This window comes from Marinihelvus fidelis, assembly GCF_008725655.1.
Taxonomy (GTDB): domain Bacteria; phylum Pseudomonadota; class Gammaproteobacteria; order Xanthomonadales; family SZUA-36; genus Marinihelvus; species Marinihelvus fidelis.
In genome coordinates this window covers 332,928-346,308 of sequence record NZ_VYXP01000003.1, presented here as the reverse complement: position 1 = coordinate 346,308, position 13,381 = coordinate 332,928, and the positions used below count along the sequence as shown (strand labels likewise).

Below are 13,381 nucleotides of genomic sequence, written 5' to 3'. Positions count from 1 at the left end.
AGACCTGAAAGGGCCGCCCGCGAGGGTGGCCCTTTTACTTTTCGCTGGTGTATAACCCCCAGTAACGCTCATTGAAAAGCACCGATCAACAATAACAAGCAGGGAAATCAACATCATGAATACTCGACGCATTCTCCGGCACCTGGCGCTGGCCACCGCCACCAGCCTGGCATTGCTCGCATCCGCCGCCGGCGCGGCCGATGGCCTGTCCGACCAGCGCCTGCAACGGCTTGACCAGTTCTTTACCACCTACACCGAGCGCGGCGACCTGCCGGGCACCGTGACCCTGGTGCTGAAGGACGGCGAAGTGGCATACAAGGGTGTGCATGGCTGGCGCGATATCGAGTCGCAATCGCCGATGACCGAGGACGCGATCTTCCGCATCGCCTCGCAGACCAAGGCGATTGTCAGCGTGGCGGCGATGATCCTGCAGGAGGAGGGCCGGCTGCTGATCGGCGACCCGGTGTCGCGCTACCTGCCCGAGTTCGCGCAGACCCAGGTCGCCGTGGCCGGCGAAGATGGTGCCTACGAAGTCGTTCCGGCGAAACGCGCGATCACGGTTCGCGACCTGCTGACGCACACCTCAGGCGTGGATTACGGTTACGGCACCGCCGCCGATGCCTGGGCGGACGCCGGCATCCAGGGCTGGTATTTCGCCGACCGCGACGAACCTATCCGCGAGACGGTCCGGCGGATGGCGGCCTTGCCGTTCGACGCCCAGCCGGGTGAGGAATGGGTCTACGGCTATTCCACCGACATCCTGGGCGCCGTGGTCGAGGTCGCTGCGGGCATGGCGCTGGACGCCTTCCTGGCCGAGCGCATCTTCACGCCGCTGGGCATGACCGATACGCATTTCTACCTGCCGGCCGACAAAACCGGCCGCCTGGCCACCGTCTACGCGGTGACCGAAGATGGATCGCTGGCGCGCTCGCCGGCGGAGAGCAACATGACCGGGCAGGGCGGCTACGTTGAGGGTCCGCGCAAGAGCCTGTCGGCCGGCGCCGGCCTGCTGTCCACCGCGCACGACTACGCGCGCTTCCTGCAGATGCTCGCCAACGAAGGTGAACTGGATGGTGCGCGGGTGCTGTCACGCAAATCGGTGCAGCTGATGACGGTCAATCACCTGGCCGACCCGTCCATGTACCCCTGGGACGCCGGCATGGGTTTCGGCCTGGGCTTCAAGGTCACGCTGGACGTGGGTGTGCGTGGCGTACCGTCATCGGTGGGTGACTACGCCTGGGGTGGCGCCTACCACTCGACCTACTGGGTCGACCCGGCCGAGGGGCTGGTGGTGGTTTACTTCACGCAGGTCATCCCGTCCGGCAACCTGGACGATCACGCCAAGCTGCGGACGCTTATTTACCAGGCGCTGGAATAAGGTCGCCCAGGCGCTCGATCGCGGGCGCCAGCAGGTCTTCGTAGGCGCGCCACTTGTCCACGGACCGCGTGTGCACGGCCTCGCGGACCTGCAGGCGGCTGGCCGTCTGCACGGTGCGGTCGATGGCTTCCGGCGCCAGCATGGCGTCGTCCGGCTCGATACCCAGGAACGTGGTCAGCGCGCTTGCCGTGGCCGGCAGGTCGCCAACCAGGTCCTCGTAGCGGACCTCGGTGATGTGTTCCGGCAGCTTTTCTTTCCAATGTTTCATCAGGCGGTCCTGGGCCTGGTAGACCTGGGCGATGCGGTCCAGGCTGAAGGCCCATTTGACGCCGGCCTGGAAGTCCTGCTGGTAGCAGGACAGCACCACGTCCAGCGGGTGACGCGTGCAGTGAATGAAGCGCGCGCCAGGGAACAGGCGGTGGATCAGGCCGACGCGTTCGAAGTTCATCGGCAGCTTGTCGGTGGTCAGCCGGTAACGGCCATGGTCCGCCGGCAGGGCCTCGATGTAGTGCCGGCGCAGACTCTCATCCGTATTGCCCCTGGCAGCCAGTGTTTCGATGGCGGCCATGGCGTGCAGCTCACCGGCGGCCAGCACGTCCGGATGACCGGCCAGCACCTGTTCGCACAGGCTGGTGCCGGAACGCGGCATGCCGACCAGGAAGACCAGGCCGGCGCCGTTGCCGTGCCCCGGCGCGCCCTGCGGTACAAGGTCCATGTAGGCCGACAGCGTCTCGTCCTGCTGTCGCAGCCAGGCGTCGAAGTTAAATGGCCGGACCTGGTTGCCCAGCTCGTTGGCGCGCTGGTACAGCGCCGCCGCGGCTTCAGCGTCACCGGCGCGGGCACGCAGGTCGGCCAGCGCGAACAACGCACAGGAACGGGCCCAGGTCTCACGGCCGCGCGTGGCCATGCCCTCCAGCATCACCATCAGCCGGTCGTCCTTGTCCAGTTCCCCGCGCAGCCGCGCCAGGTCCGCCATGGCGCGGGCGTTGGCCGGGTTGTGCGCCAGCGCCTGCTCGAACTGGATGGCGGCGTTGTCGGCGTCACCCTGGTCCAGCAGCATTGAACCTTTCAGGTACCAGGCATCCGACAGTCCCGGCTCGCGGGCCTGGCAGCGGTCGACCAGGCGCAACGCCGTGGGGTAGTCGCCGCACTGGCGGCAGAGCAGCGCCGCCTGGTAGAGCACGCGGGCGTCGTTGCTGGCGGCGCGCGCCGCGGTCATGGCGTGGCGCTTGGCGCCCTTCGGGTTGCCAAGGGCCAGGTCGATGCGCGCCGCGTTCAGGTTCATGCCGGCCGAGTTGGGCTTGCGCTTGAGTGCTTCACGAAGGGTCGCGGCCGCCTCGGGGCCGCGATCAAGCGCCAGCAGTGACATGGCGCGCAGGTTCAGCACCTCTTCACTGCGGCCAACCTGTCGCTGCAGGCGATCACAGGCCGCCAGGGCCTCGGCCCAGGCGCCCCTGGCGTAGGCCTGCCGGGCCTGTTGAAACTGGAACTGGATATTCTGGGCAGTGGTCATAACGGCTCGCGCGATGGTGTTTCTGTGAGCCGGCTATTGTAAGCCAGCCGGGCACTCAGCGGCGCTGGAACTGGGTCGGTTCGGGGTCGTCGAGCTCGGAGACCATCTGGCCTTTCATCGAGATGCCGGCGCGGTGGACGCTGTCCGGGTCGCCACTGACCAGCGGGTGCCAGTCGGCCAGGCCCTGGCCGCGTGACAGGCGCCGGTAGGCGCAGGTCGAGGGCAGCCATTCAAAGGCTTCCGGCCGGTCGGCCGAGAGCTGTAGGCAGGCCGCGACTTTCTCGGCCCGGTGGGCGTAGTCGGTGCAGCGGCAGGCCTCGGTGTCGAGCAGGCGGCAGGCGACGTTGGTGAACCACACCTCGCCGGTGTCCTCGTCCTCGAGCTTGTGCAGGCAGCACAGTGCGCAGCCGTCGCACAGGGACTCCCATTCCGCGGCGTTCATGTCCGCCAGCGACTTGGTCTCCCAGAAGGGTTTTTCCGGTGTGCTCAGGAGGTCAGGTCCGGGTCGGCCATGACGTTCTTGAACGCGGCCTGCTGCTCCGGCGTCGCGGGGGCCTGGTGGCGTTCTTTCCAGTCGGCATAGGGCATGCCGTAGACCCAGGCGCGGGCCGCGTCCATGTCCAGTTCGGTACCCCGCTCGGCGGCGGCCTCGGTCAGCCAGCGCGACAGGCAGTTGCGACAGAATCCGGCCAGGTTCATCAGCTCGATGTTCTGCACGTCGGTGCGTTTTTGCAGGTGCGCGACCAGGGTGCGGAAGGCCGCGGCCTCCAGTTCGGTCTGCTCGGCTTGGGACAGCTCGCTCATGCGTCAATCTCCGGTTCGGGACTGTGCATGGTAGGCAGTGCGCCGTGGCCGCGCAATGTGGCGGCCACGGCGATTCGATCGGACTAGTACGTCCAGGTGGCCGTCAGGCCGTAGGCCCGGGGTTCGCCCAGCTGGAAGTAGGGTTCCACCTCGTAGAGCTTTCGCGGGTCGTTGCCAAAGCCACCAAAGCCGCGCACCTGCACGTCCTCGTCGGCCAGGTTGCGGCCCCAGGCGGACAGCCGCCAGTCGCCCAGCTGCCAGCTGACACGCAGGTTGATCAGCGCGTAAGCCGCCGTGCGCTCATCGTGGCTGGCGGAGGCGTAGAAGCGGTCCTTGCCCTCGATGTCGGCCTGTACCAGCCAGTCGCTGGCGGGCTCGAACTCGATGCCGACCGTGTATTGGTAGCGCGGCGCGTGGGCCTGGTCGCGGCCGCCCATGTCGTAGGGCACGCCGTTTTCGGGGTCGGCGTCGGCGTGCGTGTAGCTGAGGAAGTCGCGGTACTCGGTACGCAGCAGGCCCAGCGTGCCGAACAGCCGCCAACGCGCGGCCAGCTGCCAGTCGGCCTCCAGTTCCAGGCCGTAGTTCACGCCGCCGGCAGCGTTCTGCAGGCTGTCGATGAACACGCAGGGGCAGGCGCTGGCGGCCGGGTCGTCGGGGATGACGATGGACTGCTTGACCTGCACATCGTCGCGGTCCTGGTAGAACGCCGAGGCGGCCAGGCGCAGCTGGTCGTCCAGGAACAGGCCCTTGATGCCGGCCTCGTAGTTCAGCAGTGTCTCGCCGTCGAAGACCAGCGCGCCCTCGGGCACCTCGATGCCCATGGCCTCCAGGTCCGGCAACTCCGCGGCCAGCGCGGCGTTGTAGCCTCCGGGCTTGTAGCCGCGCGACACTAGCGCGTAGAACAAGGTGCCGGCATCGGTGCGGTACTCCAGCGCCAGCCGGCCGCCCCAGTACGACTCGTCGCCGTCATCGTCGGCGGTCGGCGTGTTGTCGGCGTAGTCCCAGTCGCGGGTTTCCCAGCGCAGGCCGGTCACCAGGGTCCAGCGCTCGGCCATGGCAAAGTCCAGCTGGCCGTAGAGGGCCGCATTGCGGCTGTCGAACTGGCTGTCGAAGCGACCGGCGGCGTAGGTGTAGTCGCGCTGCAGGCCCTGTTGCTGGTCGCGGTAGTAGGCGCCGGTGGTCCAGTTGACGCGACCGGCCTCGCCCAGCAGGCGGACATCAGCCGCGGTGTTGCGGTTGTTGCGAGTGTAGGCGTCAAACGAGCTGTACCACCAGTCGAAGCCCCAGTCCTCCGAATCGCAGGCCGTGCCGTCACAGATGCCGGTATGGCTCCAGTCCTCGTCATAGCTGTACACGGCGTCGGCATCGACGTGGCTGAGCGCGGCCTGCAGGTCCAGGCTGTCGTTCAGGCGCCAGTCCGCGTTCACGGCCAGGCCGGTGGCCTCCAGCGTGTCCTGACCGGGCTCGTCGGACAGGGTCTCCAGGGTGTTGTCCAGCGAGAACGCGTCGTAGCCGTTGTCGATATCGGCCAGGAACAGCACCAGGCCCAGGTCGATGTCGTCGCTCACGGCCCAGGCCAGGCGGCCGCGGGCGAAGCCCTCGTCGATGTCGTTGGTCGGCCGGCCCAGGTAGGTGTTGTCGTACCAGCCGTCGGCGCGATTGACCTGCGCGGCCAGTCGCCAGCTCACGGTGTCTCCGGCCGGACCGCCGACCGCGGCGCCCACGGTCAGTCGGTCGAAATTGCCGTAGGTGAACTCCGCGCTGCCGCCAAACTCGGCCCCGGGCGCGTTGGAGACCATGTGGATCATGCCGGCCAGCGCGTTGGCGCCAAACAGCGTGCCCTGCGGGCCGCGCAGGATCTCCACCTGCGCCAGGTCCATGGTCGTGGCCGCGCCGCCGATGCCGGTGAAGTCCATGCCGTCGATGACCAGGCCCACGGACGGGTTGATGGGCTCGACGAACTGGCTGCGCTCGCCGATGCCGCGAACCTGGAAATAGCGCCCGCGCGACGCGCCGGCGGAGAAATTCACGTTCGGCGCCAGGTTCAGCAGCTGCTCGACATGCACCGCGCCGCGGGTCTCGATGGCGTGTTCACCGAAGACGCTGACGCTGGCGGCGGTGTCCAGCGCGCTGACCGGGCGGAACTCGGCGGTGACGATGATTTCCTCCAGCACGGTGTCGTGGCCGGTACCGGAAGACGTGGAGGGTTGCGCCAGCAACGGCGTGCAGGGCAACAGGCTCGCGGCCAGTGCCGCGCAGGTGGTGATACGTGTGTTCATCGGAACTCCAAATCAGTGCGTGGAGTCCGGGGTTCGAGCGGGGTTGGATCGAAATGAAGCGTCCGTCCCTACGCCGGTACTAGCCGGATCAGGTTCAATGGGTTCGCGTTCCGCGTCTCAGGCCCGTGCGCTCGCAGCGCCGTGCCACCCCAGGATCGACGGCGATTATACGCAGGGCGCGGCGCGGTGTCAGGTTATGATGAGGGTTTCCCGCATACCGCACAGAGAACGACTGGAGGTCGAAAACGATGCGCCGAAGCCTGTTGATCGCGATGATTCCCCTGGCCATGGCCGCTGCCGGTTGCAGCAGCCCGACGGCGACGGCCGTCGAGACCGGCGCGCTGGTGTCCAGCGAAGGGGCTGCCGGCGATCCGGCATTCCGCGTCAGCGTCGTGGCCGATTTCGACCAGCCCTGGGCCATGGCATTCCTGCCTGATGGCCGCCTGCTGGTCACGGAAAAACCGGGTGCGATGAAGGTGCTGCGTTGGGACGATGCGGGTGCCGCGCCGGTGACCTTGCCGGTGACCGGCGTACCGGAAGTGGACCTGGGTGGCCAGGGCGGCCTGGGCGATGTGATGCCGCACTCCGATTTCGCCGACAACGGCTGGGTGTACTTCAGCTACGCCGAGGCGGGGCAGGGCGACACCCGCGGCGCCGTCGTGCAGCGTGGCAAGCTCGATTGCGGCGCCGAGGCCTGCTCACTCACCGATATCGAGGACATCTGGCGCCAGTCGCCGAAGGTCAGCGGCCGCGGCCACTACAGCCACCGCATCGTGTTCGGGCCGCAGGGGTACCTCTGGATCGCCTCGGGCGACCGCCAGAAAATGGATCCGGCCCAGGAGCTGGGCAATACGCTGGGCACCGTGGTCCGTCTCAACGACGATGGCAGCGTGCCCGCCGACAACCCCTTCGTTGGCCAGGACGGTGCCAACCCGGAAATCTGGTCGTACGGGCACCGCAACATCCTGGGCATGGCCTTCGGCCCCGACGGTGTGCTCTGGGACCTTGAACACGGACCGGCCGGCGGTGATGAACTCAACGCCGTCGTGCGCGGCCAGAATTATGGCTGGCCGGTGGTTTCCGACGGCAGCCACTACGACGGCACCCCCATACCCGACCACGACAGCCGCGACGATTTCGCCGCCCCGGCCATCTCGTGGACCCCGATGATTGCCCCCGGCAACCTGGTGTTCTATGGCGGCGACCTGTTCCCGCGCTGGGCTGGTCACGCCATCGCCAGTGGCCTGAAGTCGCAGGGGCTGGTGTTCATCGAGGCGAACGGCACGGCCGCCACCGAGGTCGCGCGTTACCCGCTGGGCGCGCGCATCCGCTGTGTCGTCGAGGGTCCGGACGGCGCGCTGTGGGTGCTGGAGGACGAGCGCGGCGATTCGCAGGGTCGGCTGCTGCGCCTGGGCGCCGGCTGAGTCGAGGCCATTCGACCGGTGTTTCAACCCTTTTTGGACGGGCAGCGTCTAACCCTCGAATCAGGACTGACAGGGAGACTTCTCATGTATCGAATGGGTGCCATTGCACTGGTGCTGGCCGCAGGCAACGCCTGGGCCGGTGATTGCGACCATGAACAACGGCTGGACCGCTCGCTGGACCTGTCCGGCGCGAGCGTGCTGAAAATCGACGCCGCCGCCGGCAGCCTCGATATCGAGGGCCGCCCGGACACCGGCTCGGCCCAGGTGGTCGCGCGGCTCTGTGCTTCTTCACAGGAACTGCTGGACGAGACCCGGCTGATCCTGGAAGCCGGCAACGAGGCCCGGATCGCGGTCGACATTCCGGATACCGACGGCGGCTTTTTCGGCGGCAACCGCTACGCCTATGTGGACCTGGAGATCCGGGTGCCGGAAACCCTGCCCCTGGACGTACGCGACAGCAGTGGCGGCATGGACATCGAGAATGTCGGCGCGCTGAAGGTCAAGGACAGCTCCGGCCATATCGACATTTCTGACGTCAACGGGCCGGTCGAACTGTCGGATTCCTCCGGTGGTATCGAGCTCGAGGATATCGAGGGTGATGTGCACATTGTCAGCGACAGCTCAGGTGAGATCTCCGGTGAGGACATCAACGGCTCGGTGCTGGTGTCGCGGGACAGTTCGGGCAGCATCCAGTTCGAGAATGTCCAGGGCGACGTGGTGGTCGAACGCGACTCGTCCGGCAGCATCAGCGTGCGCAATGTCGGCGGCGACTTCCGTGTCGGCAAGGACGGCAGCGGTGGCATCAGCCACAAGAACGTGACCGGCAGCGTCGAGGTCCCGGCCCGTCACTAAGGTCCGCCACTAACTGGCGGCCAGCATCGACTCCACCCAGCGAACGTACAGTTCAGGCCAATGCGCCGCCGGCTTGCCGGCGGCACGCGAGATCCCAAAGCCGTGCCCACCGTGGGTGAACAGGTGGGTCTCCACCGGCACACCGTGCTCGACCAGGGCGGCGCGCAAACGCAGGCTGTTACCCACGACCACGGCGCCGTCGTCCTCGGCATGCACCAGGAAGCAGGGTGGCGTGCTGGCGGTCACGTTGCGGTCCGGTGAGTGGGCCGCTTCCATCCCGGGGCCAGCGTCTTCACCCAGCAGGTTGTTTCGCGACCCGGTGTGCGCCAGCGGCGCGGACAGGGCGATAACCGGGTAGATGGGCGCCGCCAGCCGCGGGCGCGCGGACAGGGCATCGGCGTCATCCACGGCGGCGTACACCGGGGCGTCTGCGCGCGTGGCCAGGTCCGCACACAGGTGCCCACCGGCGGAAAAGCCCATCGCCAGGACCCGTTCCGGGTCAATGCCGAAATCGGCGGCCCTGTAGCGCACCAGGCGCATGGCGCGCTGCGCGTCGGCCAGCGGCACGTCCTGGCGATTGGCCCAGCCTTCACCGGGCAGCCGGTAGAACAGCACAAACACCGTGTAGCCCCGCGCCGAGAGCCAGCGTCCCAGTTCATAGCCTTCCTTGTCCACGACCACGCGCTGGTAGCCGCCACCCGGCGTCACCAGCACTGCGGTGCCGTTCGGGGTCTCCGGCCGGAACACGGCCATGCGCGGCCGACGGATGCCGGTGACCGCGCGGTCATGCATTCCCGGGTCGGTGCTGCGCTCGGCGACCGTTTCCGTGGGCGGCGTGGCTGGCAGCCCCGGGGCCTCGCCCGGCCACAGGTCGATGGTCTCGAGCGGGTCTGGGGCGGCACCGTCACGGGTCGCCGGGCTGCCGGGCGGCGGCGTCTGCGCGATCGCGTGGCCAGCCTGGCCGGCCAGTCCGGCGGAGACCGCGCCCAGGATCAGTTCTCGTCGATTTGTTTTCATCAGGGCAACCTACCACTGGCCGTCATGCCGGACCAGCCCGGCATGCAGCAACCTGGCAGGGATGAGCGATATATACTCGATTTTCCTGAATAAAAACCAGAAGCTCACCATGCCCAGATTGCCCGTATTGCTCGCCGCCGTTTTCTGCCTGTTGCTGGCCCCGCTGGCCAGTCCTGCTTCGGCATCAACGGACGACTCCCCGCGGTTGCGGGTTTCGTTGAACGATGGCTGGCGGTTCATGAAGTACGGCCCGGATGAAACCCCCGATGGGCTGGTCTATGACGTCCGGCCAGAGGTGACCGAATCCAGCGATGGCCGGCCGGCCGACGCGGAGCCCACCGAGGCCGTCGAGGTGGCCGGCAGTGCAGGGGTGCTGAAGCCCTGGGTGCTGCCCACGGCGAATGAGTTCATCGACGACCCGAAACGCCATCACGCACGGCCTGCGCACGAACCCGTCACCGACCTGCCGTTGCTGGGGCACGGTTTTGATGACGGCGACTGGGCGCGCGTCACGCTGCCCCACGACTGGGCCATCGGCGGGCCGTTCATGGTGGGGGAGGATGTAGCGGTGGGTGGAGGCATGGGGCGCCTGCCCAGCCCCGGCGTGGCCTGGTACCGGCGCAGCCTGGACATTCCGGCCGACTGGCAGGGGCAACAGGTGACGCTGGAAGTGGGCGGTGCCATGGCCTACGCCATGGTCTGGATCAACGGCCACCTGGCCGGTGGCTGGCCCTATGGCTACGCGTCCTGGCAGGTGGACCTGACGCCCTACCTGGTGCCCGGCGGTGACAACCTGCTGGCGATCCGCATGGACAACCCGCCGGAGTCCTCGCGCTGGTATCCCGGCGGCGGGCTGTACCGGAATGTCTGGCTGACCCGGCAGGACCCGGTTCATGTCACGCCCTGGGGTGTTCATGTTATATCAAGCGATATCAGTAATAAAGAAGCTAAAATTAAGGTTATTTCTGATATAAAAAACACGTCATCCGAAGCGGCCCGCGTCAGCGTGGAGACGGCCGTGTACGTACTCGGCAGCGACGGGCTGCGCGGTGAATCGGCCGTCACCGAAACAACGGCGTTCACCACCGAGATCCGCGCTGGCGCGCGGGCCCGGGTCGAGGCCGGGGCGCGCATTGCCCAGCCCAGGTTGTGGGGGCCGCCACCCAACCAGTCTCCCCACCGCTACCTGGCCGTCACCCGCCTGAGTCGAGATGGGCAAGTTATCGATAAAGTAGAAACAAGATTTGGAATTCGTGAATTAAAATACGATAGTGAAACCGGCCTATGGATCAACGGGGAACGCATCGAGCTGAAAGGCGCGAACCAGCATCACGACCTGGGGGCGCTGGGTGCGGCCTGGAACAGCCGTGCCGCGGAGCGCCAGCTCGAAATGCTGCAGGCCATGGGCGCCAACGCCATCCGCACGGCGCACAACCCGCCGGCCCCGGAACTGCTGGACCTGGCCGACCGCATGGGAATCCTGGTGGTGGACGAGATTTTCGATGTCTGGGCGCGCAAGAAGACGCCGCTCGACTTTCACCTGGTTTTTGATGACTGGAGCGAGCCGGACCTGCGCGCTTTCCTGCGCCGCGACCGCAACCACCCGTCGGTGATCATGTGGAGCCTGGGCAACGAGGTGGGCGAGCAGTACACCGGCGACGACGGCGCGGCCGTGGCCCGGCGCCTGCAAGCGATCACGAAGCAGGAAGACCCGACCCGGCCCACCGGGGTGTCCATGAACTTTGCCAAGCCCGGCATGCCGCTGCCGGCGGTCATGGACATGGTGCACCTGAATTACCAGGGCGAGGGCATCCGCGATGCACCGGGTTACGCCCACCTGCAGGGGATCCGCACGTCACCGATGTACCCCGCGTTTCGCCAGGCCTATCCCGAAAAGGTGATCCTCAGCAGCGAGAACGCCGCGGCGGTGAGTTCCCGTGGCGAATACCTGTTCCCGGTCGCCGAAGGCGATAGCGCGCCCGTGGCGGACGGTGCGGGTGGTGACCCGGTGTCGGCCCAAGTCAGCAGCTACGAGCTGTACACGGCGCCGTTCGGCTCTTCGGCTGACAAGGTGTTCCGCTCACTCGCACAGCACCCGTACGTGGCCGGTGGGTTTGTCTGGAGCGGCTGGGATTACCTGGGCGAGCCAACGCCGTACTACAGCGCCCGCAGCAGTTACTTCGGCGTCATCGACCTGGCCGGCTTCCCCAAGGATCGCTATTACCTGTACCAGGCGCACTGGCGGCCGGATTACCCGATGGCCCACCTGCTACCACACTGGAACTGGCCGGGGCGCGAGGGCCGGGTCACCCCGGTGCACGTCTTTACCTCGGGGGACGAGGCCGAGCTGTTCCTCAATGGCGAGTCATTAGGGCGAAAAAAGAAAGGCGAATTACAATTCCGAATAAGGTGGGATGACGTGGTCTACACGCCGGGGGAGCTCGAGGTCAGGACCTGGCGGAACGGCGAGCCCTGGGCCACCGACCGCGTGGTCACCACGGGGCCGCCGGCGGCACTCGTCATTGAACCGGACAGGGGTGTCATCCGTGCCGATGGCCTGGACCTGGCTTTCCTGGCCGTGCGCGTGGTCGATGCCAATGGCCACACCGTGGCCAATGCCGATACCGCGCTGCGATTCTCGATCGAGGGGCCGGGCGAGATCGTCGCCACCGACAACGGCGACCCGACGGACATGACCGGCTTTCACGCCACCGAGCGGTCCGCCTTCAACGGCCTGGCCCTGGTGATCGTCCGGGCTCTGCCGGGGCAGGGCGCCGGCGGCAGCCTGACCGTCAGTGCGCAGGCCGAGGGCCTGGAACCGGCTTCGAGACGGGTGAAACTGGGGTTTTGGGAATATAAATAAATGAGCGACCGTTCTTTTCTTGTTAAAAAAGTTTCGTAAGCCCTAGAAAGAGCGAATATTTGTTGACAGAAGTTATTTTTAACTTGAACTGGATTATTATCTAAAAATGAATTATAAATAAATCTCTGGAATCGAAGGTCGTGCGAGACCTTGCCAGATTACGATCATGACCGGCCGAACCCCCCTTTCGGCCAACCCCCCAACGGCGGCCTCCGGGTCGCCGTTTCTAATTCCACTGACGGTAACACCCACGCCCCATTACAATGCCCACTGGCGCCCGTGCATCCGGGCAGCGCGGACGCAGGGAGACGGCATCAATGGAACGGGTTACAGTCGGCATGGCGGCCGCGGTCGGCGCTTTTTTCTGCTTTACCCTGATGAATGTCTTTGCCAAGTTGCTGGCGGCGAACCACTCCGTGGTGGAGATCGCGTTCTACCGTAACTTCATCGCCATCATCCCCTTCCTCATTGCGATTTTCGTCTTCGGCCGCCGCGAGATCCTGGTGCTGAAATCGAAGCCTATGCTGGTGGGGGTGCGGGCCGTGGTCGGCACCCTGAGCCTGTGCGCGACGTTCTACGCCTACTCGCTGATGCCGATGGCGGATACCACGGTGCTGATGTTCACCTCGTCGCTGTTCATTCCGGTGTTGGGCGTGATCTTCCTGAAGGAGTCGGTGGGCCCCTGGCGCTGGGCAGCCGTGGTGGTGGGTTTCATTGGTGTTTTGGTCATGGCCAGGCCCACCGGCAACGTCTATGCGCTGGGCATTGCCGTGGCGCTGGGCGCGGCCTGCCTGCATGCGACCCTGCAGATCATCCTGCGTTACCTGGGCCAGTTCGAACGGCCGGTGTCCATCGCGTTCTACTTCTTCCTGATTGGCGTGATCGTTACGGCCATTCCGCTGCCGTTTGTTGCGGTCAGGCCTACCGCCGATGAGATTCCGCTGTTGCTGGGGGTGGGGCTGTCCGGCGCCGGCGCGCAATGGTTGCTGTCCACCGCGTTCAGCCACGCGAAGGCGGCCATTGTCACCGTCTTCAACTACAGCAGCATTGTCTGGGCGACGCTGTTTGGCTGGCTGATCTGGAGCGAGTGGCCGCTGCCGCATGTGATCATCGGCGCGCTGATTGTCATCGGCTCAAACCTGCTGATGATCTGGCGAGAGGCCCGACTGGGGCGTGTGACCGGCGCCCGTGTCAGGGCGGAACTCTGAACGACCATCGCGCCCGGAAATTGTCATCCCGGCGGTGTAAGCT

Annotated in this window: 10 protein-coding genes and 1 riboswitch; of the genes, 5 read left to right on the top strand and 5 right to left on the bottom strand. The window is 66.4% G+C overall.

What is annotated here, in order from left to right:
* The first annotated feature begins 115 nt into the window (after window positions 1–115).
* Window positions 116–1,378: a serine hydrolase domain-containing protein gene (locus tag F3N42_RS05865; protein ID WP_150863460.1), complete on the top strand. Its 1,263-nt coding sequence runs from the start codon at window positions 116–118 to the stop codon at window positions 1,376–1,378.
* On the opposite strand, the gene F3N42_RS05860 is transcribed toward F3N42_RS05865, so the two are convergent.
* From F3N42_RS05860 to F3N42_RS05845, 4 genes are all read right to left on the bottom strand, one after another.
* Entirely contained in the window at window positions 1,356–2,891 is a 1,536-nt protein-coding gene (locus tag F3N42_RS05860) for a tetratricopeptide repeat-containing sulfotransferase family protein (RefSeq protein WP_150863459.1), read from the bottom strand. The genes F3N42_RS05865 and F3N42_RS05860 overlap by 23 nt on opposite strands.
* A 55-nt stretch (window positions 2,892–2,946) precedes the next feature.
* On the bottom strand, window positions 2,947–3,381 hold the full coding sequence (locus F3N42_RS05855; protein WP_150863562.1) for a YcgN family cysteine cluster protein: 435 nt from the start codon (window positions 3,379–3,381) through the stop codon (window positions 2,947–2,949).
* Entirely contained in the window at window positions 3,378–3,695 is a 318-nt protein-coding gene (locus tag F3N42_RS05850) for a DUF1244 domain-containing protein (RefSeq protein WP_150863458.1), read from the bottom strand. The genes F3N42_RS05855 and F3N42_RS05850 overlap by 4 nt, the downstream gene beginning before the upstream one ends.
* A gap of 83 nt (window positions 3,696–3,778) precedes the next feature.
* Window positions 3,779–5,974 carry a TonB-dependent receptor gene (locus F3N42_RS05845; RefSeq protein ID WP_150863457.1) on the bottom strand — a complete coding sequence of 732 codons (2,196 nt, stop codon included), beginning with the start codon at window positions 5,972–5,974 and terminating at the stop codon, window positions 3,779–3,781.
* Between the two features lie 48 nt (window positions 5,975–6,022).
* Window positions 6,023–6,136: riboswitch (TPP riboswitch) on the bottom strand.
* A gap of 86 nt (window positions 6,137–6,222) precedes the next feature.
* Here F3N42_RS05845 and F3N42_RS05840 point away from each other — a divergent pair.
* Window positions 6,223–7,398: a PQQ-dependent sugar dehydrogenase gene (locus F3N42_RS05840; protein ID WP_150863456.1), complete on the top strand. Its 1,176-nt coding sequence runs from the start codon at window positions 6,223–6,225 to the stop codon at window positions 7,396–7,398.
* An 84-nt stretch (window positions 7,399–7,482) separates the two neighbouring features.
* Window positions 7,483–8,250, top strand: a complete 768-nt coding sequence (locus F3N42_RS05835) for a DUF4097 family beta strand repeat-containing protein (protein ID WP_150863455.1) — start codon at window positions 7,483–7,485, stop codon at window positions 8,248–8,250.
* A 9-nt stretch (window positions 8,251–8,259) separates the two neighbouring features.
* Here the strand turns inward: F3N42_RS05835 and F3N42_RS05830 are convergent, their stop codons facing one another.
* Complete coding sequence (locus F3N42_RS05830; RefSeq protein ID WP_150863454.1) at window positions 8,260–9,267, bottom strand: alpha/beta hydrolase; 1,008 nt, start codon at window positions 9,265–9,267, stop codon at window positions 8,260–8,262.
* Between the two features lie 109 nt (window positions 9,268–9,376).
* Between F3N42_RS05830 and galB the strand changes: the two genes are divergently transcribed.
* A complete protein-coding gene (galB, locus tag F3N42_RS05825) occupies window positions 9,377–12,130 on the top strand; it encodes a beta-galactosidase GalB (RefSeq protein WP_150863453.1) in 2,754 nt (917 codons plus the stop codon).
* 317 nt (window positions 12,131–12,447) lie between these two features.
* Window positions 12,448–13,338 (top strand): DMT family transporter, encoded by an 891-nt coding sequence (locus F3N42_RS05820; RefSeq protein WP_191621252.1) that lies wholly within the window; start codon window positions 12,448–12,450, stop codon window positions 13,336–13,338.
* Window positions 13,339–13,381 lie beyond the last annotated feature (43 nt).

Excerpts from the sequence above, each read along its gene's own strand:
- F3N42_RS05860 (WP_150863459.1), bottom strand. The coding sequence starts at position 2,891 with ATGACCACTGCCCAGAATATCCAGTTCCAGTTTCAACAGGCCCGGCAG.
- F3N42_RS05820 (WP_191621252.1), top strand. The coding sequence starts at position 12,448 with ATGGAACGGGTTACAGTCGGCATGGCGGCCGCGGTCGGCGCTTTTTTC.
- galB (WP_150863453.1), top strand. The coding sequence starts at position 9,377 with ATGCCCAGATTGCCCGTATTGCTCGCCGCCGTTTTCTGCCTGTTGCTG.
- F3N42_RS05840 (WP_150863456.1), top strand. The coding sequence starts at position 6,223 with ATGCGCCGAAGCCTGTTGATCGCGATGATTCCCCTGGCCATGGCCGCT.
- F3N42_RS05835 (WP_150863455.1), top strand. The coding sequence starts at position 7,483 with ATGTATCGAATGGGTGCCATTGCACTGGTGCTGGCCGCAGGCAACGCC.
- F3N42_RS05845 (WP_150863457.1), bottom strand. The coding sequence starts at position 5,974 with ATGAACACACGTATCACCACCTGCGCGGCACTGGCCGCGAGCCTGTTG.
- F3N42_RS05830 (WP_150863454.1), bottom strand. The coding sequence starts at position 9,267 with ATGAAAACAAATCGACGAGAACTGATCCTGGGCGCGGTCTCCGCCGGA.
- F3N42_RS05865 (WP_150863460.1), top strand. The coding sequence starts at position 116 with ATGAATACTCGACGCATTCTCCGGCACCTGGCGCTGGCCACCGCCACC.
- F3N42_RS05850 (WP_150863458.1), bottom strand. The coding sequence starts at position 3,695 with ATGAGCGAGCTGTCCCAAGCCGAGCAGACCGAACTGGAGGCCGCGGCC.